This window comes from Burkholderia sp. AU45388 (assembly GCF_030481585.1).
Taxonomy (GTDB): Bacteria; Pseudomonadota; Gammaproteobacteria; order Burkholderiales; family Burkholderiaceae; genus Burkholderia; species Burkholderia sola.
On record NZ_JAUJPV010000023.1, the window covers coordinates 26,731 to 47,585 of the forward strand.

Genomic DNA, 20,855 nt, shown 5'->3' on the forward strand with positions numbered 1-20,855 from the left:
CGGCGGGCATGCTGAGGCGAGATTGCGCGATCGAACCCCTAATAGTGTTCACCGGCCGATACGGTTACCCCGATCGGCCGGCTGCTCGCCCCCGCGAGCCCCGGCAGACTCGCCGCATGAACCGCCGTCGCGACCATTCGCGGCGTTGTCACGGACAGATTCCCGCACGGTGCTACAATACGGCCCTTTCCGCCGGCATTCGCGCCGAACGGAGTCCGCACGGCCTGGCGTCCAGCGTTCGCATTGAACCGGTCCCAAGCACCAGAGCGGCGCCGCGCGGCGCGCCGCGGCTCCGTCTATTTCCGAATTGTGATGAGCGCAGGCCCGGCCGGCCTGACGCACGATGTCCCCGCCGCGCCTTTTGAGCGAAACGCCACCATGTCCGATTCTGTCGCCAAGCCCGTCGACGCAACCTTCGATCAATTCGGCCTTGCCCCCGATATCCTGAAAGCCATTGTCGAGCAGGGCTATACGACGCCGACGCCGATCCAGGCGCAGGCCATTCCGGTCGTGCTCGCCGGCCGCGACGTCATGGGCGCCGCGCAAACGGGCACCGGCAAGACCGCGAGCTTCTCGCTGCCGATCATCCAGCGCCTGCTGCCGCAAGCGAACACGAGCGCGTCCCCGGCGCGCCACCCGGTGCGCGCGCTGATCCTCACGCCGACCCGCGAACTCGCCGACCAGGTCGCCGCGAACGTGCACGCGTATGCGAAGCACACGCCGCTGCGCAGCGCGGTGGTATTCGGCGGCGTCGACATGAATCCGCAATCGGCCGAACTGCGCCGCGGCGTCGAGATCCTGATCGCGACGCCGGGCCGCCTGCTCGACCACGTGCAGCAGAAGACGGCGAACCTCGGCCAGGTGCAGATCCTCGTGCTCGACGAAGCCGACCGGATGCTCGACATGGGCTTCCTGCCCGATCTGCAGCGCATCCTGAACCTGCTGCCGAAGGAGCGTCAGACGCTGCTGTTCTCGGCCACGTTCTCGGGCGAAATCAAGAAGCTCGCATCGACCTACCTGCGCAACCCGCAGACGATCGAGGTCGCGCGCAGCAACTCGACGAACGCGAACGTCACGCAGATCGTCTACGACGTCGCCGAAGGCGACAAGCAGGCGGCCGTCGTGCAGTTGCTACGCGATCGCGGCCTCAAGCAGGTGATCGTGTTCTGCAACAGCAAGATCGGCGCGAGCCGTCTCGCGCGCAATCTCGAACGCGACGGCGTGGTCGCGTCGGCGATTCACGGCGACAAGACGCAGATCGAGCGGATGCAGGCGCTCGACGCGTTCAAGCGCGGCGAGATCGAGGCGCTGGTCGCGACCGACGTGGCCGCGCGCGGCCTCGACATCGCCGAGCTGCCGGCCGTGATCAACTTCGACCTGCCGTTCAGCGCGGAAGACTACGTGCACCGGATCGGCCGTACCGGCCGCGCGGGTGCGACGGGCGACGCGCTGTCGCTGTGCAGCCCGAACGAGCGCAAGCAGCTCGCCGATATCGAGAAGCTGATCAAGCGTCCGCTCGACGTGCAGACGCTCACGCTCGACAAGCCGTCGCGCCAGCGTCACGACGAACGCGGCGGCGAACGCAACAGCGAGCGCGGTGGCGAGCGCGGCGGTCGTCGCGATCGCGACGAGCATCGCGGTGCATCGGGTCGCCGGTCGGGCAGCGCCGAGCGCGGCGGCCATCATCGCCGCCACGAAGCGCCGGTCGACGATTTCTTCCTGAAACCGTACGAGCCGTCGGCGTCGGCGAAGCAGCCGGACGATGCGCAGCCCGCGCAGCAGCCGGAGAAGAAAGGGCCGAAGCGCCAGGTCGCCGCGCTGCTCGGCGGGTTCGGGATGCCGCGCAAGCCGTCGGCGTAAGCCGGGCGGCGCGACGGGGCGGCGCGTCAGCGCTGCCGGACAAGCGGGTGCATGCGACGAGCATGTGCCCGTTTTTCATTGGGCGACGCGATCGGGGGGGGCGTGCGCGCGGCGGCGATTGCTTGCCGGCTGCGGCGGCGGATATTTCGAGGCTGTTGTGTAGCAGCGGATGCGGTACTCAGGCTGCCGTCACGCTTTCATGCGAGCGGATTCGCCGCGGATGGATGCTGGAACATAGTCGGTGCGGGCGGCGCCGTGCACGCGGTTCAACCGGTGCGCGGCCCGAAGCGACGTGCCCACGCATCGGTCGCGGCCGCGTAGAACGCGTCGATCGTATGGCCGGGTAGATCGCCATCCTCCGACAGACCGAGATGCGCGGCGGCCGCCCGCAGCGCCGGCAGCGGATCGTTGCGCTCGAGCGCCGTCGCGCCCGTCTGCTTGCTCAGCTTTTCGCCGTTCGCATCGGTGACGACGGGCACGTGCAGGTATGCGGGCGTGGGCATGCCGAGGCGGCGCTGCAGGTAGATCTGGCGCGCGGTCGAATCGAGCAGGTCGGCGCCGCGCACGACGTGCGTGATGCCGGCGGCGGCATCGTCGACGACGACCGCGAGCTGATACGCCCATTGGCCGTCCGCGCGTTTCAGCACGAAATCGCCGACTTCGGTCGCGAGGTTCTGCGATTGCGTGTGCTGCCAGCGATCGTCGAACGCGACGAGTGCGGCATCGCCGTCGGGTACGCGCAGCCGCCATGCGCGCGCGGGCTTGCCGTGCAGGCCGGTGCGGCAGGTGCCCGGATACGCGAGCGTCGTGTGGCGTTCATGGGCGGCGCGCAGCGAATCGGCGATTTCCTTGCGCGTGCAGCCGCACGGATACACGCGCCCGGCCGCGATGAGCCGCTCGAGGGCGGCCGTGTAGGCCGCATCACGCGTACTCTGCCAGACGGGCGGTTCGTCGGGCGTCATGCCGAAATGCGCGAGCGTCGCGAGGATGTCGTCCGCCGCACCGGGCACCGTGCGCGGGCCGTCGAGATCCTCGATGCGCACGAGCCAGGCGCCGCCGTGCGCGCGTGCGTCGAGCCAGCTCGCGAGTGCGCCGACCAGCGAGCCGAAGTGCAGCGGGCCGGTGGGCGATGGCGCGAAGCGGCCGCGATAGCCGTGCTTCATCGACGGGGCGCGGTGCGACGCGCCGTTACGCGGCGCTGGCTGCCTGCGCGCAGGCAGGGCACGACTGGCCGGGCACGTAGCTCGGCGATCGTTGCGCTTCCGGCGTCACGACCGCGCGGCACGCGAAGCACGTGACGTTCTCGGTGGGCTGGAGTTGCGGATTCAGCGCGGTGCGGTAATCGAACACGAAGCAGTCGCCGTGATAGTGCGCGCCGCCGACTTCCTCGAAGTACTTCAGGATCCCGCCTTCGAGCTGGTACACGTTGTCGATGCCGATTTCCTTCATGTGGATCGCGGCCTTCTCGCAGCGGATGCCGCCGGTGCAGAACGACACGACCGTCTTGCCTTCGAGGTCGGCGCGGTTCGCGTCGATCACTTCCGGGAATTCGCTGAACTTGTCGATCCGGTAGTCGAGCGCGTTGTCGAACGTGCCGACGTCGACCTCGAACGCATTGCGCGTGTCGAGCATCACGACCGGACGGCCCGTGTCGTCGTGGCCGCGGTCGAGCCACGCCTTCAGCGTGCGCGCGTCGACGAACGGCGCGCGGCCGAGTTCCGGCTTGATCGCGGGCTTCTTCATCGTGATGATCTCGCGCTTCAGGCGCACGAGCATGCGGCGGAACGGCTGCGAGTCGGACAGGCTTTCCTTGAACTGCAGCGTCGCGAACTTGCCTTCGAACAGCGGATCGTGGCGGATGTATGCGATGAACGCGTCGGTGGCTTCGCGCGTGCCGGCGATGAACAGGTTGATGCCTTCCGGTGCGAGCAGGATCGTGCCGCGCAGGCCGAGTTCGTTGCAGCGGGCGGTGACGAGCGGGCGCCATTGCTCGTTCGCGTCGAGCGAGACGAAGTGGTAGGCGGCGAGGTTGACGATGGTCATGATGGTCCGACGGGAAAACGGCCGCACGGCGGCCCGCAAAAAAGGGTGCGAAGCCGGGGCGTTGATTCGAAAAACCGTATTATCCCGCAAACGGCGCGGGCATCGGTATCCGGCCGAACGGCCAGCCGCGCGACGCGTCGCCGCGTGCATCGGCCGAACGGCCAAAGCGGGTATTTTTTGGGCAGCGCGCGCGGCGAGGCGGCTACAATAGCGCCCATGTCAGATCCTCGCTTCGTCCATCTTCGCGTTCACTCCGAATTCTCGATCGCCGACGGCATCGTGCGCATTGACGACATCGTCAAGGCGGCGGCCGCGGACGGTCAGGGCGCGCTCGCGCTCACCGATCTCGGCAACGCATTCGGTCTCGTCCGTTTCTACCAGGAAGCCCGCGGCAAGGGCATCAAGCCGATCGCCGGCTGCGACGTCTGGATTGCCAATCCGGACGACCGCGACAAGCCGTCGCGGCTGCTGCTGCTGGTCAAGGACAAGGTCGGTTACCTGAATCTCTGCGAGCTGCTGTCGAAGGCGTGGCTCACGAACCAGTACCGCGGCCGCGCGGAGCTCGACGCGAGCTGGCTCGACGGCGAGCTCGCGCAAGGGCTGCTCGCGCTGTCGGGCGCGCAACAGGGCGATATCGGGATCGCGCTCGCCGCGGGCAACGAAGAAGCCGCGCGCCGTCACGCCGAGCGCTGGGCGCGGGTGTTTCCGGGCGGTTTCTACATCGAGCTGCAGCGTTACGGCCAGCCGGGCGCCGAGGCGTACATCCAGCAGGCGGCGACGCTCGCCGCGTCGCTGAAGCTGCCGGTCGTCGCGACGCACCCGACGCAGTTCATGACCGACGACGATTTCACCGCGCACGAGGCGCGCGTGTGCATCTCGGAAGGCGACATCCTCGCGAACCCGCGGCGCCAGAAGCGTTTCACGACCGACCAGTATTTCCGCACGCAGGCCGACATGGCCGCGCTGTTCGCCGACCTGCCGTCGGCGGTGGCGAACACGGTCGAGATCGCGAAGCGCTGCAACCTGAAGCTCGAGCTCGGCAAGCCGAAGCTGCCGCTGTTCCCGACGCCGGACGGCATGTCGCTCGACGACTATCTGGTCCAGTTGTCGAAGGAAGGGCTCGAGGCCCGTCTCGCGCAGTTGTATCCGGTCGAAGCCGAGCGCGACGCGCAGCGCGACACATACTACAAGCGCCTTGAATTCGAGTGCGGGACCATCACGAAGATGGGCTTCCCCGGCTACTTCCTGATCGTCGCGGACTTCATCAACTGGGCGAAGAACAACGGCGTGCCGGTCGGGCCGGGCCGCGGCTCGGGCGCCGGCTCGCTGGTCGCGTACGCGCTCGGCATTACCGACCTCGATCCGCTGCGCTACAACCTGCTGTTCGAGCGCTTCCTGAACCCGGAACGCGTGTCGATGCCCGACTTCGACATCGACTTCTGCCAGCACGGCCGCGATCGCGTGATCCAGTACGTGAAGGAGAAATACGGCGCGGACGCCGTGTCGCAGATCGCCACGTTCGGCACGATGGCCGCGAAGGCGGCCGTGCGCGACATCGGCCGCGTGCTCGACCTCGGCTACATGTTCACCGACGGCGTCGCGAAGCTGATCCCGTTCAAGCCCGGCAAGCACGTGACGATCGCCGACGCGATGAAGGAAGAGCCGCAGCTGCAGGAGCGCTACGACCACGAGGACGAAGTCCACCAGCTGCTCGATCTCGCGCAGCGCGTCGAGGGCTTGACGCGTAACGTCGGGATGCACGCGGGCGGCGTGCTGATCGCGCCCGGCAAGCTGACCGATTTCTGCCCGCTGTACACGCAGGGCGACGACGGCGGCGTGGTCAGCCAGTACGACAAGGACGACGTCGAAGCCGTCGGCCTCGTGAAGTTCGACTTTCTGGGTCTCACGACGCTGACGATCCTCGACTGGGCCGAGCGCTACATTCGCCGCCTCGATCCGTCGAAGGCCGACTGGTCGCTCGCGCAGGTGCCGCTCGACGATCCGGCGTCGTTCCAGATCCTGAAGAAGGCCAACACGGTCGCGGTGTTCCAGCTGGAAAGCCGCGGGATGCAGGGCATGCTGAAGGATGCGCAGCCCGACCGCTTCGAGGACATCATCGCGCTCGTGTCGTTGTATCGTCCGGGCCCGATGGACCTGATCCCGAGCTTCTGCGCGCGCAAGCACGGGCGCGAGAAGGTCGACTATCCGGATCCGCGCGTCGAACCCGTCCTGAAAGAGACCTACGGCATCATGGTCTATCAGGAGCAGGTGATGCAGATGGCGCAGATCATCGGCGGCTACTCGCTCGGCGGCGCCGACCTGCTGCGTCGCGCGATGGGCAAGAAGAAGCCCGAGGAGATGGCCAAGCATCGCGAGATCTTCGCCGAGGGCGCGGCGAAGAACGGCCTCACGCGCGAGAAGTCCGACGAAATCTTCGACTTGATGGAGAAGTTCGCGGGCTACGGCTTCAACAAGTCTCACGCGGCCGCGTACGCGCTGCTCGCGTATTACACCGCGTGGCTGAAGGCGCACCATCCGGCTGAATTCATGGCGGCCAACATGACGCTCGCGATGGACGACACCGACAAGGTGAAGATCCTGTTCGACGACTGCGTCGTGAACAACCTCGCCGTGCTGCCGCCGGACATCAACCAGTCGCATTACCGGTTCGAGCCGGTCGCGGAAGCCGACGGCACGCGCTCGCGCACGATCCGCTACGGGCTCGGCGCGGTGAAGGGCAGCGGTCAGAACGCGATCGAGGAAATCCTGCGTGCGCGCGAGGAAAAGGCGTTCACCGACCTGTTCGACTTCTGCGAGCGGATCGACCGGCGCGTCGTCAACCGCCGCACGGTCGAGGCGCTGATTCGCGCCGGCGCGTTCGATTCGCTGAACCCGAACCGTGCGCAATTGCTCGCGTCGGTGCCGCTCGCGATGGAAGCGGCCGATCAGGCCGAAGCGAACGCGATGCAGGCCGGCCTGTTCGACATGGGCGCCGAGTCGCCGCATGCGCACGCGCTCGTCGACGAACCCGCGTGGGACGACAAGCGCCGCCTGCAGGAAGAAAAGGCCGCGCTCGGTTTCTACCTGTCCGGCCACCTGTTCGACGCGTATCGCACCGAAGTGCGCCGCTTCGTGCGGCAGAAGGTCGGCGACTTGAAGGAAGGGCGCGACAAGCTCGTCGCCGGCATCATCGCGTCGCTGCGCACGCAGATGACCCAGCGCGGCAAGATGCTGATCGCGCTGCTCGACGACGGCTCGGGCCAGTGCGAGATCACGATCTTCAACGAACAGTTCGAGGCGAACAAGGCGCTGTTCAAGGAAGACGAACTGCTGATCGTGCAGGGGCAGGCGCGCAACGACGCGTTTACCGGCGGCATTCGCTTTACCGCCGACACCGTGATGGATCTCGAACGTGCCCGCAGCCGCTATGCGCAGGCCGTGCGGCTGACGATGAACGGCAATGCCGATGCGCTGGCCCTGCGCCGCGTGCTCGAGCCGCACGTGTCGAAGGACGATCCGGCCGCGGCGAACGTGGTCGACGCGCCCGCGCCGCGCGGCGGCGGCCGCGATGGCGGTCGGCGCCCGCAGGCGCCGCTGCCGAACGGGCTCGCGGTCCAGATCCACTACAGCAACGCGCGGGCACAAGGCGAAATGCGCCTGGGCGATGCGTGGCGCGTGAAGCCGAGCGACGTGCTGCTGGCGGAGCTGCGCGCGGCGTTCGACGGCAGCGTCGTCGAAATCACGTACTGAGCGCGCGCTGCTTCGGCGGCGGTCGCGCAGAGGCGGCCCGTCGCATCGCCATCGTGCGGTGCGGCGGGCCGTTTTTACGTGCGGAGGGTGTCGGGGTCTTGGGCTGGCCATCCGGACGCTATACAATCCCGCGCTAACCGTCCGAACGCCGCGCCTGCCGCGGGTTTGCACGGCGAGCGGCGCCGACAGCACACGTAAACAGGGGCGGATCCGTGCGGCGTGCGATAGCGCGCGGCGGGGCAGGCCGGCGGACCAGGATGCCGGGGAACGGCCCGTCCCGACGATAAAAACTGATTGTCACCACACGACCATGGCCAAAGGGAACCCGACGACGCAGCGGATCCTCGTGATCCGGATTGATTTTCTGGGCGACATGCTGTGCACGACGGCGTTTCTCGGCGCGCTGAAAGCACGTTGGCCGGACGCGGAGCTGCATGTGGTCGCGAACCGCTACAACGCGGCCGCGCTGGCCGGAAACCCGGACGTGCACACGATCCACACCTACGTGTACAGCCGACAGTGCGAGCGCAACGACCGTCCCGGGCGGATGCGCGCATTCTTCGACCGGATGCGACTGGTGCGTCGTCTGCGCCGCTTGCGGTTCGATCTCGTGATCGTGCCGAACGGCGGCATGCATCGCAGCAGCATGCAATTCGCGCGCCAGCTTCGCGCGAAGGACTGCCGCTGGCACGATGCCGAGACCGAATTCGACGACCGCAAACCCGAGCATGTCGCGCAGCGGCCGATGTGCCACGAAGCGTTGTCGGGCTTCCGGCTCGTGCCCGAACTCGGTCGTGCCGATCTCGATCGGCTCGCGCTATCGGTGCATCCCGATCGCACGCTGCAGGAAACGTGGCATCGGTTGCTCGGCGCGCGCACGAAGCCGCGCGTCGGGCTGTTCGTGTCGAACAAGGCGGTCGAGCGCCGCTGGCCCGCCGACCGCTGGCGCGACCTCGGCGAGCGCCTCGCACCGGTCGCCGACGTGATCGTGTTTCGCGATCCGGCCATCGGCCACGCTGCCGAAGGCGACGTGTGGCGCGACGTGAATGCACGGCATGTCGCGCCTGTGTCGGTCGCCGAGCTGGTGGCGGCCGCGAGCCTGCTCGATGCGATCGTCTCGGCCGACAGCGCGCCCGTGCATATTGCGTCGGCGCTCGGCGTACCGGTGGCCGCCCTGTTCGAGGACCGTCCCGAGAAATACCTGCGCTGGCATCCGCTCGGCGTGCCGCACGTGATCCTGCGCGCGGGCCCGACCGTCGACGCGATCGGTGTCGATGCGGTCGAGCGCGCGGTGCGCCACCTGCTGCCGCCGGCCGGCCATCGCGACGAAGCCGCGGCCGATGCCGCGCTCGCGCAGCCGGCCGCCGCCGCGTCACCCGTGATCGCGCCGATCGCCTCGTAGCGTCGTTGCGCAACGCGCAACCGCCGTGCGCGTCATGCGGCCGCGTGCCGCGCGGCGCGCCGCTGGCGGGGCCGCGTCGCGGCGGCCTCGCGCGGCCGGTGCGCGACGCCGCGCCGGCTGCTGCAAAATCCTGTACATTGCCAGCCTTGTTCAGCCAGCTAGACGATCGCCGTGGCCCTGTTTTCTTCCGCCCGTCCGCCCAGAACCATCCTCGTTGCCGCGCCGCGCCGTATCGGCGACGTGTTGCTGACGACGCCACTCGTCCGGTCGCTGAAGGCCCGCTGGCCGGACGCGCAGATCGACATGCTGGTGTTTCGCGGGACCGAGGGCGTGCTCGAGCACAATCCGGACGTGCGGCGCGTGATCGTGGTCGCGCAGCGCGCGGGGTTCGGCGAGCGGCTGCGCGACGCGCTGTCGATGTGGCGCCGCTACGATCTCGCCTGCGCGGCGCTGAGTTCCGACCGGCCGCGCTTCTACAGCTGGTTCGCCGGCCGCAAGCGGGTCGGCCTCGTCGACCCGAACCGCGTCACGTGGCTCACGCGGATGATGCTGAACGGGATCGCGATCAATCACCATGAATCCGCGCATACGGTCGTCAGTACGCTCGCGCTTGCGCCGGTGATCGGCATCGAGCCGGTGTCCGAGGTCGTCGCGCCCGGCATCGGCGACGATCCCGCGCGGCGCGCGCGTTTCGACGCGTGGCTCGCCGAGTCGCCCGCGATCCGCGCCGGCAAGCCGCTGGTCGTGCTGCATCCGTATCCGATGTTCCGTTACAAGCAATGGCGGCTCGACGGCTGGGTCGACATGATCGGCTGGCTGCGCGAGCAGGGCTTCGCGGTCGCGTTGTCGGGCGGCCCGGCCGATCGCGAGCGCGAGTATGCGGAGCAGGTGGCGACCGAGGCGGGCGGCGACGTGCTGAACCTGGTCGGCCGCCTGACGTTCGGCGAGAGCGCGGAGCTCGTGCGGCGCGCGCGGCTCTTCATCGGGCCCGACACCGGCGCGACGCACGTCGCGGCCGCGACGGGCACCGACACGATCGCGCTGTTCGGGCCGTCCGACCCCGTGCGCTGGGGGCCGTGGCCGCAGCACTGGCCCGCGACCGAGAATCCGTGGGCGCTGCGCGGCTCGGGCCGGCACGGGAACGTGTGGCTGCTGCAAGGGGAGGGCGACTGCGTGCCGTGCCGGCACGAAGGCTGCGAGCGTCATGTCGACAGCCGCAGCGACTGCCTCGTTCATCTCGGGGCGCAGCGCGTGAAGGCCGCGGCGGCCGAGATGCTCGGGCTGAATCCGCCGGGCCCGGCCGACGTCATCGTCGACACGTCGCGGCTGCACCGCGCCGGGTCCGACTGACGCGCGGCAAACGCGCGTTTTCTTCGTTCGCACGGGGCTTGTTTCGCGGCGAGCCCGCGCGGCTCGCCCGCATCGACGGCGGATGCCGCTGCCACCGAATCCAGCCGGGCAGCGCAGCGGAACGTATGCCGGCGTACGCTACACGCTGCGCCGGATCGCCGACGTCTCGCGCGGCAGCGCTTCGCTGCGTTCGCCGCAACCGAGCAGGATGCCGGCCAGCAGCACGATCAGGTGCCCTTCGGCGAAATCCAGCAGCAGCGAATTCGCGAGACTGCCGATCGCGAAGATCGCGAGCCATGCGAGCAGCAAGTGTCGCGAGCGCGGATCGAGCGCACGGCTGCCGCGCGCGATCTGCACGATCAGATTGACGAACAGCAGCAGGCCGACCGTACCGAGCTGCACGGCCATCAGCAGGTATTCGTTGTGCGGGTTCGACGTGAGCTGGCCTTCGGCGGCCGTCTTGCCGGCCGTGAGCTTCTCGAATTCGGATTCGAGGCCGCCCGCGCCGTAGCCGATCACGGGGCGCTGGCGATACAGCTCGAGCCCCTTCTTGTACCACTCGAGGCGCAGCCCGGTCGACGTGGCCGCATCGCTTTGCCGGTATTGCTGCACTTCCGTCACGACCTTCGTCAGCCGGCCGTTGTGAACCGTGCATGCCGCAACCACGAGCGCGACGCCCGCCAATACGAGCGTGCCGGCGGCAAGCCCTGCGCGCAGGGCGGACTGTCGGCGCAGCAACAGCACGAAACGCACCGCGACGACGAGGATCAGCAGCAGCGCGATGACCTGCCCCGTGCGTCCCTGCAGCATCACGAACACGTTGACGAGCGACCACGCGGCGATGCCCGCGTAAGCCGCGCGCGACAACGCGGTGCGGGCCGCCAGCGCGAGATCGGCCGCCTGGTAGAACAGCAGCGCGCCGAACATGCCGGCCGCGATGTGGTTCTTGAACACCCACGCGCGCGACAGCGGCAGCTGGGTCGCATGCGCCGGCCCGATCGCGGTGAGCCCGAGATAATTGGTCGTCGACAGCAGCAGGATCACGCACAGCGTGCCGAACCAGCAGCGCCGCACGATCGGCGCCCAGTTCGAATGACGGAACGCGAGCACGGCGAACGGCAGCAGCAGCAGCTTGTCGTACTTCGCGACCCAGTTCCACGCCTTGTTATGCGGCGCGACCGTATAGCTGACGCTCACGGCCAGCGCGGCCAGGATCAGCAGCGCCGCGAGCGAAGCCGGGTCGGCGACGAACGAGCGCAGGTCGCGCCAGAATTCGGGGGAAATCACGAGCGCGGCGGCGAACAGCCCGCAGAACACGTTGGTCAGCGCGGTCGAAACCGGCACCATGCAGAGCGCGGCGACGGCGAATGCACGGGCGGCGGTCAAGCGCCGCGTGGCGGGAGCGGAAAACGAAAGCATCGGAACCTGTCGTATGGACGAATGCGGCTTGTGGGCATCTGCACCGTGCCGCGTGTCCCGGCGGGAGACCCGGGACGAACGGCGCAGTATACGCGAAGCCGGGCAGGTTTCCGTGCGGTTTTCGGGGCCCGATCAGCTGAATGCGCGCTTGATCCGCGAGCGCAACAGCGCGCGCTTGAGGCGGCCTTCCACCACCGGTGTATCGAGCGCGATCTGCGTGCCGACCGGCTCGCCGCGATGCAGGTAGTAGCGGTCGAACGTCGCCTGCGTCATGCCCCATTTGTTCAGGAACTGGCGGCGGCCGTCGTTCTTGACGATCTTGCCGGTGCTCTTCTGCTGGAAGTGGTACACGAGGCTGTCGCCGACGCCGACGAAGATCCGGCAGCCGGCGTCCCAGAATTTCATCGAGAAGTCGTTGTCGCTGCTCATGCCCGGCGACAACTCGCTGCTGTAGCCGCCGATGCGGTTCCACCAGTCGCGGTGCACGAGGGTGGGCGGCCAGGTCGAGCCGAGCCAGTCCGCGCGCGCGAGCTTCGGGGCCGCGGCGACGAGGCCCGCCGCGTCGAACTGCTCGGCGTCGCGGCCGAAATTGCTGACGACCACGCACGGGTTGCGCGTGTCGACCGGCTCGACCATCGTGCCCGACAGCATGAACAGGTCGGTCGGCATCCGTTCGATACGGCGCACGAGTGCCGTGTCCCAGCCCGGGCAGCAGAACATGTCGTCGTTCATGTAGACGACGTAGTCGCGCGTGGCGCGCGCGGCGGCGAGGTTGACCGCATGGCAGATGCCGATGTTGGCCGGCGACGCGGTGTGTTCGATCCCTTCGTCGCGCACCCAGTCGAGCGTGCCGTCCGAGCCGTCGTTCACGTGCACGATGATCTGGTGGTCGTACGCGGAATGCCGGCGCAGGCTGTCGACGACGAGCTTCAGGTACGGCAGGTTGTTCCAGGTCGGAATGATGATGGAGAACATGGCGGTCGGGTTCGGTGGTCGTCGTGACGGGCGGCGCGCGGCGCAGCCGCCCGGGCGGGCACGCGCGGTGCGCGCAACCCGGCATTGTAACGCCGGGCCGGCCGCGCACCGGGCGGGTGCCTAGCGGGCCGGCTCGTGACTGAGCTTCAGGAAGCGGTAGTACACGGTTTCCGCGTTGAACACCGCGATCATGAAGCCCGCGCGGCCGTCGAGGAACCCGCGCCGCAGCACGTAGGTGCGCACGAACGCCCACGCGCCGCGGCCGAGCGCCTTGCCGAAGCCGCCGCGCTGGCCGGCCGCGCGGCGCTGGCGCGCGCCGGCCGTCGAATACGCGTCGAGCTTGCGCACGACCGTTTCGAAATCCTCGTACGAGTAGTGCATCAGCTTGCCGGTCAGTCGCTGCGCGGCGGTATCGAACACGAGGCGCTCGTGCACGAGGTCGTCCGAGAACCGCGCGGTGCCGCGCCGGAACAGCCGCGGCACCCAGTCCGGATACCAGCCGCTGTGGTGGATCCACTGGCCGCAGAAGCTCGACAGCCGGTCGAGCGCGTAGACCTGCGCGGCCGGCGCGCGGATCGCGTCGCGGATCGACTGCGCGAGTTCCGGCGTGACGATTTCGTCGGTATCGAGCGACAGGATCCAGTCGGTGCCGAGCGCGTCGAGCGCGCGATTCTTCTGCGGGCCGAAGCCCGGCCAGTCGCGCTCGACGATCACGCGCGCGCCGTGCGCCTGCGCGATCGCGACGGTATCGTCGGTGCTGCCGCCGTCGACGACGACGACGTCGTCGGCGAACGACAGCGCATCGAGACACTGCGCGAGCCGCGCCGATGCGTTGAGGGCGATGAGGGCGACGCCGAGGGAGGGTTCAGCCATGAAATCGTCGGAAAGGCGGAGAAAACGGTGAGCGGCAGTATACCTTCGGCCCGGCCGCGGCCCGCATCGGCGACGGGCGTGCCCGCGGGGGCGGTGCAGCTATAATGTTGAGCCCTTTCCGGCACCCGCCCGGCAGGGCGCACCCCCGGGCGGCCACGCGCCGGGCGCCGCATCGCGGCTCAAGAAGGATTGCCTTGGAAACCCAGAACACTCTTCGCAAACCGATGGACGGCACCGGCACCTCGCCGGTCACGGTCCTCAAGCGCCTGTGGCCGTACATCCGGCCGCTCATCGGCATCGTGGTGCTCGCCGTGATGACGATGGGCGTCGTCGCGGCCACCGAAGCCGGCATTCCGGCGCTGCTCAAGCCGTTGCTCGACCACGGCTTCGGCTCGCACGGCAGCGACAGCGCGAAATGGTACGTGCCGATCGCGGTGATCGGCCTCGCGCTGGTGCGCGGTGTATCGCAGTACACGTCGAATTACCTGCTCAACTACGTATCGAACCGCATCCTGCTGCAGTTGCGGCTCGAGATGTTCCAGCGGATGCTCCACACGGGCGCGTCGTTCTTCCAGCGCGAAACCGCGAGCACGGTGATCAACGCGATCGTGTTCGAGGTCAACCAGATCCTGTCGGTGCTGACCGGCGTGATGGTCACGCTCGTGCGCGACTCGCTGACGGTGATCTTCCTGCTCGGCTACCTGTTCTACCTGAACTGGCGGCTCACGCTGATCGTCGCGGTGATCCTGCCGGGCATCGGCTGGCTCGTCAGCAAGATCAACCGCCGGCTGCGCCGCCTGAACCGCGAGCACCAGACGCTGACCAACGAGCTGTCGTACATCGTCGAGGAGACGGTCGGCGGCTACAAGGTCGTCAAGGTGCACAACGGCGAAGCGTACGAGATGGACCGCTTCACGACGATGAGCAAGCGCCTGCGCGGCTACGCGATGCGCATGACGATCTCGGGCGGCCTCGCGCAGCCGCTCACGCAGTTCCTCGCGTCGATCGCGCTCGCGGTCGTGATCACGATCGCGGTCGTGCAGTCGTCGAACGACCAGACGACGGTCGGCGGCTTCGTCGCGTTCGTCACGTCGATGCTGCTGGTGATCTCGCCGCTCAAACACCTGATCGACGTCAACCAGCCGCTGCAGCGCGGAATGACGGCCGCCGAGCTGATCTTCGGGCTGATCGACGAGCCGGCCGAGCCGCAGGGCGGCGGGCGGCCGCTGTCGCATGCGCGCGGCGAGATCGAGTTCCGCGCGGTGTCGTTCGATTACGGCGCGGCCGAACGGCCGACGCTCGACCGCATCTCGTTCAAGGTCGCGCCGGGTGAGATGATCGCGCTGGCCGGCCCGTCCGGGAGCGGCAAGACGACGCTCGTGAACCTGCTGCCGCGCTTCTTCGATCCGACGGGCGGCACGATCCTGGTCGACGGCGTGCCGGTTGCCGACTACGACCTCCACGCGCTGCGCAGCCAGATGGCGATGGTCAGCCAGGACGTCGTGCTGTTCAACGACACGATCGCCGCGAACGTCGCCTACGGGCAGACGCCCGATCGCGCGCGCGTGCAGGCCGCGCTCGAGGCAGCGAACCTCGCCGACGCGGTCGCCGCGATGCCCGACGGGCTCGATACGCTGGTCGGCGGCAACGGGATGCGGTTGTCCGGCGGCCAGCGCCAGCGGCTCGCGATTGCGCGCGCGATCTACAAGGACGCGCCGATCCTGATTCTCGACGAAGCGACGTCGGCGCTCGATTCGGAGTCGGAGCGCCACGTGCAGGCCGCGCTCGAGCGGCTGATGGAGGGCCGCACGACACTGGTGATCGCGCACCGGCTGTCGACGATCGAGCGCGCGGACCGCATCCTCGTGCTCGAGTCCGGCAAGATCGTCGAAGAGGGCAGCCACGACGAACTGCTGCGTCACGGCGGCCTCTACGCGCACCTGCACCGGATCCAGTACCAGCAGCAGGCGGCGTGACGCACGATCAGGCGGCCGCGATGCCGTGTGCTAGTCTTCATCGGGCAGTCCCGGTCGTTTCTTGTTCGACGTGACACCACGGAGGGAAGGACAATGAAGAGGATGCACGGCATGATGCTGGCCGCACTGATCGCGGCCGGCTGCGCCGCCACCGCGGCGATGGCGCAGGATCACGGCAATCGCGATGACCGCGGCGGCCCCGGCATGCATCGCGGCCATGGCCCGAAACACATGCCGCCCGGCCACGCGATGCATCGCGAAGACGACGTGCCGCCGCGCTGGGCCGACGGGCCGCGCCGCGACTGGCACAAGGGCGACCGGCTGCCGGCCGAGTTCCGCGATCGCCAGTACGTGGTCGACGACTGGCGCGGCTACCACCTGAGTGCGCCGCCGCGCGGCTATCACTGGGTCGGCGTCGGCGGCGACTACCTGCTCGTGCAGATCGGCTCGGGCATCGTGCTGCGGGTCGGTCCGTAACCAAGTCCGCAATCCGGTCCGTACCCGTTACTCAGCATTCAGATCGTTCATCCGGCTGCCGGGCGCGTTGCCCGGCGCCGCGTCACTTCGCCGCCGCGCGGCGGAACCAGCGTCGCTCGATTCTCGACATCACCCAGCACACGCCCAGCGCGCACACCGTGCCGAGCGTCACTTCGCCGAGCCGGATCAGCGGAACGTCCCACAGCGGGCCGTTGCCCGGGAACAGCAGCACGATCGTCGCGGTCACGCCGCCGAGCCGCGCCGCGCTGCCGATGTTCAGGCACCAGCAGCAGACGATCACGACCGCGACCGTGATCGCATACGCGACGAGGCGATCGCCGCCCAACGCCGCACCGGCGAAGCCCAGGACGCCGCCGACCATCGCGCCGATGAACTGGTCGCGTGACAGCGACATCGTGTCCGAATAGTTGTGCTGCGTGACGGCGATCGCGGTGATCGCCGCCCACACCGCCTGCTCGCTGTGCATCGCGCGGCCGATCGCATACGCGAGGCACGCGCCGCAGACGGCCTGCACCGCCATCAGCCCGCCTTGCGCGAGCCGCTCGCTGAATGACAGCCCCTTGAACAGATCGAAGATCGACTGCTGGATCTGCTGGCGGGCTTCGTTGAGTGTCCTGATCGTATCCATCGTGTATCGGCGAAGAAGCGGGTAGCGGCGGCGCGCCGCCGTCAATGCGCCTGTTCGGGCGAGGCGGCCGCCGGTTCGTCGGTCGTCGCATCGCCGTTGTCGACGCGCGTCTCGGGCATCACGAGCCAGACCAGCAGCACCGCGAGCGCGCCTGCCGCGGCGAGCCCGAAGAAACTGACCGCGTTGCCGAAGTGATCGGCGACGTAGCCGGCCACGGCCGTGCTGAGCGTCGCGCCGATCCCGGCCGCGAGCCCGAACAGCCCGATACACAGGTTGTAGCGACCCTTGCCGCCCGCGACGTCGGCCGCGATCAGCGGCAGCATCACCCCGAACACGGCCGCGCTGATGCCGTCGAGCATCTGCACGGGCACGAGCAGGTACGGGCTGCTGACGCCGGCGAACAGCAGCGCGCGCACCGGCAGCGCGGAGAAGCCGAGCAGCAGGATCGGCCGGCGTCCCCAGCGCTGCGCGGAGCGGCCGACCCACGGCGACAGCATCGCGACGATCGCCTGCGGCACGATGATGCACGCGGCGATCACGAGTTGCACGTTCTCGCCCATTCCGGCCGTGACTTCGCCGGCCGCGAGGTTCAGCATCGCGGCGTTCGACAGGTGGAACAGCACGACGCAGGCCGCGAAGATCAGCATCCGGCGGTCGCGCAGCAGTTCGAGCAGCGTTTCGCGCTCGCCGGTTTCGTCGACGTCGTCGGGCTTCGACGACTGCGGAATCACCTGGTGCGTCGGCTGGATCATCGCGAGCGCGAACAGCGCGGGCAGCGCCAGCACGGCGGTCAGCCAGAACACCGCGCGCGCGGAGAAGTATTCGCCGGTGAGCCCCATCAGGCCCGCCGCGACCGCGCTGCCGATCGACGCCCAGCGCGCGTTGCGGCCGAGCCGGTCGCCGAGATCGGCGCGGCCGACGAGCGAGAACGAGATCGCGGCCATCGCCGGCACCAGCATGCAGCTGGCAAAGCCGTGGAACACCTCGGCGGCGATCACCGGCACGATCGTCGGGCTCGACGCGAGCAGCACCGCGGACAGGATGATGGCCGCGATCGCCCACGCGGCCGCGCCTTTCTTGTTCTTCAGCGCATCGACGGCCGCGCCGCCCGGCACCTGGCTGACCATCGCGCTGATCGTGCCGATCGACAGCACCATGCCGATCTCGCCCTGCGTCCACTTGTGCGACGCGAGGTAGGACGCGATGAACGGACCGAACCCGGTTTGAACGTTTGCAACGAAAAAGTTGAGCCAGTCGAGGGCCCGGAGACTGCGAACGCTGACGGAATGCTGGATCGTCATCGGGCGGCACTCGCAGACGAAGCCGGCACCGCCGCCGCCGGGGCAACGGGCGGAAAGACCGCGACGATCGGCTTGTCGGCCGCGTACGGCGGCGCTGCCTTGATCTGTGCGTCGTTCAGGTCGAGCTGCGGGTGCAGCGCCTTGTCGCGCGTGACGAAGCGCAGCGCGCCCCAGCTCGCGGCGATCGAACGGCGGTCGGTATTGACGAGGCCGCCGAGGTCGAGCACGACGGCCTGCGGCTGCGCGCCGCGGTCGATCAGCACGTCGACGATGCGGCCGATCTTCGTGCCGTTCGGGCGCTCGACTTCGCTGTCGAGCATCGGCAGCCGCGTCGCCGGCGACGCCGCGGCCGAGCCCGACAGCGGCACGGCCTTGGGCCGTGCGGCCGGCGGCAGGTCGCCCGACGGCACGTCGAGCACGATCGGCTCCTGTTTGCCGCCCGGCGTGAAGCGGAACACGTTCCACGGGAAGATGACCTTGCGGTCGCCAATGCCCATGAAACCCTGCAGGTTGACGATCATCTCGCGCGGCTTGCCGCCCGCGTCGACCACCATGTCGACCGCGCGGCCGACCACCTTGCCGTTGCGGCGCGCGACTTCGCTGTCGAGCAGCGCATGGATCTGGGTGCGGTCGAGCGCGCGCGTCGCGACGAGCGGCGGGGGCGGAGGCGGCGGTGGGGTCGGCGATTCGGGGCGCTGCACGGGCTTCGGCCGCGTCACCTCGCGGTGCGGCTTCTTCGGCGCTTCCGGTTCCTCCGGTTGCGTCGGCGGGGGCACCGGCGGCATCGTCAGCGGCTCGCCGGCGGTTTCCTCGACAGGCTCGACGAGCGCCTCGCTGATCGGCGCGGGCGGGTTCTGGACCGGCAGCAGCCCGCAGCCGGACAGCAGCGCGGCGACGGCGACGATCAGGAAGACCGTCGAGGACGGCAACGACTTGCAGGATGCGGGAAACGGGAGTCCGCCGCTCATTGACACTCACTCCATGGGTCGGGGCGGCCCGAGGGCACGCGGCTGGCGATGGATGGCGGGTGCGGGCGGCGCACCACGCGAGGGTGAGAGTTTAACGTGTCTTGCTTTCAGGACCGATTTCGATGGCGGGTTGCAGGGCGATCGTCGGGAAAAGGAAGGGATCGGAGGCCGGTCGGCGGGCGGGCTGCGGCGCCTGGTCGACGACGATGCGGGCGCGGGGGCCGCCGCCGTCGGTGCGCTGGCTCAACGCGCCGAGCTGCCGCACGCGGACAGCAACGACAGCGCCGCAACGCCGGCGGCCATCATGATCATGCTGCAGAAACGACGTCGATCTGGCCCGCCGTGGTGGCGGGCAGGCGCCGCCTGAAGCAGCGTGAACCCAGGAAATCAGGCGTCCGGATACCACGCGTCGGCGAATTCGCTGACCTGGACGTCCTTCAGTTCCGGACGGGCGGCCAGCCATCCGCGCACGAGCTCGCGATCGGCGTCGGTCGTCGTGCCGCGCGGCGCGCCGGAGATCACGTATGCGCCGATGCCTTCGTCCGCGGACGCCACGGTCAGCAGCCCGTTCGCTTCGACGAAGTCGATGAATGCATCGATCAACTGGCCGCGCTCGAGGTCGGTCATGTCGTTGCGGTAATGCGCGGTGGCGTTGAACGAGAGTTCCTGGAATTCGCCGATGTGGAGTTTCTTGCGCTGGCGGCGGTTGTGGCCTTGGCTCATGGTGTGTGGTGAATGAATGAGAGGTGAGAAAGGATCGCGCGGCGGATGGCGCGGGCGCCCTGTCGATATGCTGCATGGGCGAGGCTGGCGGCGAAAGAGGGCGTATCGCGGGACCGTTCCCGAAACGGTTCTTAAACAATTGCGCGATGGGCTCTTCGCCGTGCGGCCTGGTCAAGCGGCCTATTGCACGCCTGACTGAATGATACAGGGACGGCGAGCGCCTTCGGCTTTGCTAAGGTCTGCGGTCATTCGAACCACCACGAGGGCCGTATGTCGGACGAATCGCTATTCGTATGAGGGGCGCGAGAATCTCACGCCGGGGGATCTGTTTTTCTGGGTTGCGGTGAATCAGGTTTGCAAACGGTTTGGCTTTCACGACCTTGGTGCTGCGGCTGCCGTGCTATTGGGGCAGAACGATGTACCGGTTCCCGGCAAGCCGCGCGGCGCAGTGGCCGGCACCTCCGTTGCGTCGCTTGCGGCGCGCAAAGCGCTGCCGTTCAACGTCGGGATTCGGATGCCGACCATCACGAAAGCCGGTGCTGGTGGTGTGCGGATCGCGACGACTCGTAACCTCGGTGCATTCGTCGGCCGTGCAGTGCCTGTTGTCGGCACTATCATGCTCGCCACGGATGCGGCGGTCGTCATGTGGAATACGGTGCGGGTCTACAACAGCATTGCAAAACCGGAAGACAGGGTACTCTGATATGACTGACACGGCATGGGATCGGCTCGAGGCATTTGCTCGGGAGGAGTTAGGGCGTCCGCTTTTTGGCGGTCCGCTGAAGCTGTCACGTTCAAGCCGGATGGAAGAGGACCTTCGCATCACGGGAATCGACGCGATCGAATTTATCGACAAGTGGGGCGAGACCTTCGGGATCGATGTAGAGCACTTCCCGTATCAGCGATACATCGGCCCGGAAACGCTCGATATGGTCAGAACGTTCCTTGGGCTGTTTTCGTCGAAATATCGTGACCCGGAACTTGTGCCCCTGACACTCGGCATGCTGGAAGAAGCGATGCGTCTCGGCCGGTGGGATACCGAAGCGATCGAGTGTTTCGCACGGGAAGAGGGCCGTGCGGAATAGCCGT

The 20,855-nt window shown here is 68.3% G+C and carries 18 protein-coding genes; 9 read left to right on the top strand and 9 right to left on the bottom strand.

The features are described from left to right. Nucleotides 1–312 precede the first annotated feature (312 nt). Entirely contained in the window at nt 313–1,860 is a 1,548-nt protein-coding gene (locus tag QZM72_RS28150) for a DEAD/DEAH box helicase (RefSeq protein ID WP_301739728.1), read from the top strand. Nucleotides 1,861–2,126: 266 nt separating this feature from the next. On the opposite strand, the gene gluQRS is transcribed toward QZM72_RS28150, so the two are convergent. Together gluQRS and QZM72_RS28160 are read right to left on the bottom strand one after the other, a co-directional pair. Further along, entirely contained in the window at nt 2,127–3,023 is an 897-nt protein-coding gene (gene gluQRS, locus QZM72_RS28155; protein WP_301739729.1) for a tRNA glutamyl-Q(34) synthetase GluQRS, read from the bottom strand. 25 nt (nt 3,024–3,048) lie between these two features. Beyond that, entirely contained in the window at nt 3,049–3,903 is an 855-nt protein-coding gene (locus QZM72_RS28160; protein WP_089468069.1) for a sulfurtransferase, read from the bottom strand. A gap of 216 nt (nt 3,904–4,119) precedes the next feature. Here QZM72_RS28160 and dnaE point away from each other — a divergent pair, with 216 nt between their 5' ends. From dnaE to QZM72_RS28175, 3 genes are all read left to right on the top strand, one after another. After that, nucleotides 4,120–7,653: a DNA polymerase III subunit alpha gene (gene dnaE, locus QZM72_RS28165; RefSeq protein WP_301739730.1), complete on the top strand. Its 3,534-nt coding sequence runs from the start codon at nt 4,120–4,122 to the stop codon at nt 7,651–7,653. 310 nt (nt 7,654–7,963) lie between these two features. Beyond that, on the top strand, nt 7,964–9,055 hold the full coding sequence (locus QZM72_RS28170) for a glycosyltransferase family 9 protein (protein WP_301739731.1): 1,092 nt from the start codon (nt 7,964–7,966) through the stop codon (nt 9,053–9,055). A gap of 171 nt (nt 9,056–9,226) precedes the next feature. Beyond that, a complete protein-coding gene (locus QZM72_RS28175) occupies nt 9,227–10,405 on the top strand; it encodes a glycosyltransferase family 9 protein (protein ID WP_089468066.1) in 1,179 nt (392 codons plus the stop codon). 138 nt (nt 10,406–10,543) lie between these two features. Here QZM72_RS28175 and QZM72_RS28180 read toward each other — a convergent pair whose 3' ends face one another. The 3 genes from QZM72_RS28180 to QZM72_RS28190 all read right to left on the bottom strand — a co-directional run bounded on the left by QZM72_RS28180 (nt 10,544) and on the right by QZM72_RS28190 (nt 13,672). Beyond that, nucleotides 10,544–11,824 carry an O-antigen ligase gene (locus QZM72_RS28180; protein WP_301739732.1) on the bottom strand — a complete coding sequence of 427 codons (1,281 nt, stop codon included), beginning with the start codon at nt 11,822–11,824 and terminating at the stop codon, nt 10,544–10,546. Nucleotides 11,825–11,956: 132 nt separating this feature from the next. Then, nucleotides 11,957–12,799, bottom strand: a complete 843-nt coding sequence (locus QZM72_RS28185) for a glycosyltransferase family 2 protein (protein WP_301739733.1) — start codon at nt 12,797–12,799, stop codon at nt 11,957–11,959. 120 nt (nt 12,800–12,919) lie between these two features. Continuing rightward, on the bottom strand, nt 12,920–13,672 hold the full coding sequence (locus tag QZM72_RS28190) for a glycosyltransferase family 2 protein (RefSeq protein ID WP_301739734.1): 753 nt from the start codon (nt 13,670–13,672) through the stop codon (nt 12,920–12,922). Between the two features lie 224 nt (nt 13,673–13,896). On the opposite strand from QZM72_RS28190, the gene msbA reads away from it, so the two are divergent. Both msbA and QZM72_RS28200 read left to right on the top strand, forming a co-directional pair. Further along, complete coding sequence (gene msbA / locus QZM72_RS28195; protein ID WP_256979667.1) at nt 13,897–15,648, top strand: lipid A export permease/ATP-binding protein MsbA; 1,752 nt, start codon at nt 13,897–13,899, stop codon at nt 15,646–15,648. 93 nt (nt 15,649–15,741) lie between these two features. Continuing rightward, complete coding sequence (locus QZM72_RS28200) at nt 15,742–16,125, top strand: RcnB family protein (protein ID WP_301739735.1); 384 nt, start codon at nt 15,742–15,744, stop codon at nt 16,123–16,125. Nucleotides 16,126–16,207: 82 nt separating this feature from the next. Here the strand turns inward: QZM72_RS28200 and QZM72_RS28205 are convergent, their stop codons facing one another. Genes QZM72_RS28205 through QZM72_RS28215 form a run of 3 tightly spaced genes read right to left on the bottom strand, consistent with a single transcriptional unit; the run spans nt 16,208 to nt 19,043 of the window. Beyond that, nucleotides 16,208–16,774 (bottom strand): aromatic acid exporter family protein, encoded by a 567-nt coding sequence (locus QZM72_RS28205; RefSeq protein ID WP_089468060.1) that lies wholly within the window; start codon nt 16,772–16,774, stop codon nt 16,208–16,210. Between the two features lie 41 nt (nt 16,775–16,815). Next, nucleotides 16,816–18,075 (bottom strand): MFS transporter, encoded by a 1,260-nt coding sequence (locus QZM72_RS28210; protein ID WP_089468059.1) that lies wholly within the window; start codon nt 18,073–18,075, stop codon nt 16,816–16,818. Continuing rightward, entirely contained in the window at nt 18,072–19,043 is a 972-nt protein-coding gene (locus QZM72_RS28215; RefSeq protein ID WP_301739736.1) for a PRC-barrel domain-containing protein, read from the bottom strand. The genes QZM72_RS28210 and QZM72_RS28215 overlap by 4 nt, the downstream gene beginning before the upstream one ends. Nucleotides 19,044–19,173: 130 nt before the next feature. Here QZM72_RS28215 and QZM72_RS28220 point away from each other — a divergent pair, with 130 nt between their 5' ends. Then, nucleotides 19,174–19,410 carry a hypothetical protein gene (locus QZM72_RS28220; protein WP_301739737.1) on the top strand — a complete coding sequence of 79 codons (237 nt, stop codon included), beginning with the start codon at nt 19,174–19,176 and terminating at the stop codon, nt 19,408–19,410. 20 nt (nt 19,411–19,430) lie between these two features. Here the strand turns inward: QZM72_RS28220 and QZM72_RS28225 are convergent, their stop codons facing one another. After that, nucleotides 19,431–19,766 (bottom strand): YggL family protein, encoded by a 336-nt coding sequence (locus QZM72_RS28225; RefSeq protein WP_069618124.1) that lies wholly within the window; start codon nt 19,764–19,766, stop codon nt 19,431–19,433. A gap of 247 nt (nt 19,767–20,013) precedes the next feature. Here QZM72_RS28225 and QZM72_RS28230 point away from each other — a divergent pair, with 247 nt between their 5' ends. Together QZM72_RS28230 and QZM72_RS28235 are read left to right on the top strand one after the other, a co-directional pair. Next, nucleotides 20,014–20,469: an STM2901 family protein gene (locus tag QZM72_RS28230; protein ID WP_367620042.1), complete on the top strand. Its 456-nt coding sequence runs from the start codon at nt 20,014–20,016 to the stop codon at nt 20,467–20,469. A gap of 1 nt (nt 20,470) precedes the next feature. Further along, the gene (locus tag QZM72_RS28235) at nt 20,471–20,851 is read left to right on the top strand and encodes a DUF1493 family protein (RefSeq protein WP_301739739.1); all 381 of its coding nucleotides are present in this window, start codon (nt 20,471–20,473) and stop codon (nt 20,849–20,851) included. The last annotated feature ends 4 nt before the right edge of the window (nt 20,852–20,855 follow it).

Excerpts from the sequence above, each read along its gene's own strand:
- QZM72_RS28160 (WP_089468069.1), bottom strand. The coding sequence starts at position 3,903 with ATGACCATCGTCAACCTCGCCGCCTACCACTTCGTCTCGCTCGACGCG.
- QZM72_RS28180 (WP_301739732.1), bottom strand. The coding sequence starts at position 11,824 with ATGCTTTCGTTTTCCGCTCCCGCCACGCGGCGCTTGACCGCCGCCCGT.
- QZM72_RS28170 (WP_301739731.1), top strand. The coding sequence starts at position 7,964 with ATGGCCAAAGGGAACCCGACGACGCAGCGGATCCTCGTGATCCGGATT.
- gluQRS (WP_301739729.1), bottom strand. The coding sequence starts at position 3,023 with ATGAAGCACGGCTATCGCGGCCGCTTCGCGCCATCGCCCACCGGCCCG.
- msbA (WP_256979667.1), top strand. The coding sequence starts at position 13,897 with ATGGACGGCACCGGCACCTCGCCGGTCACGGTCCTCAAGCGCCTGTGG.
- QZM72_RS28235 (WP_301739739.1), top strand. The coding sequence starts at position 20,471 with ATGACTGACACGGCATGGGATCGGCTCGAGGCATTTGCTCGGGAGGAG.
- QZM72_RS28205 (WP_089468060.1), bottom strand. The coding sequence starts at position 16,774 with ATGGATACGATCAGGACACTCAACGAAGCCCGCCAGCAGATCCAGCAG.
- QZM72_RS28225 (WP_069618124.1), bottom strand. The coding sequence starts at position 19,766 with ATGAGCCAAGGCCACAACCGCCGCCAGCGCAAGAAACTCCACATCGGC.
- QZM72_RS28150 (WP_301739728.1), top strand. The coding sequence starts at position 313 with ATGAGCGCAGGCCCGGCCGGCCTGACGCACGATGTCCCCGCCGCGCCT.
- dnaE (WP_301739730.1), top strand. The coding sequence starts at position 4,120 with ATGTCAGATCCTCGCTTCGTCCATCTTCGCGTTCACTCCGAATTCTCG.
- QZM72_RS28190 (WP_301739734.1), bottom strand. The coding sequence starts at position 13,672 with ATGGCTGAACCCTCCCTCGGCGTCGCCCTCATCGCCCTCAACGCATCG.
- QZM72_RS28200 (WP_301739735.1), top strand. The coding sequence starts at position 15,742 with ATGAAGAGGATGCACGGCATGATGCTGGCCGCACTGATCGCGGCCGGC.
- QZM72_RS28215 (WP_301739736.1), bottom strand. The coding sequence starts at position 19,043 with ATGAGCGGCGGACTCCCGTTTCCCGCATCCTGCAAGTCGTTGCCGTCC.
- QZM72_RS28185 (WP_301739733.1), bottom strand. The coding sequence starts at position 12,799 with ATGTTCTCCATCATCATTCCGACCTGGAACAACCTGCCGTACCTGAAG.
- QZM72_RS28210 (WP_089468059.1), bottom strand. The coding sequence starts at position 18,075 with ATGACGATCCAGCATTCCGTCAGCGTTCGCAGTCTCCGGGCCCTCGAC.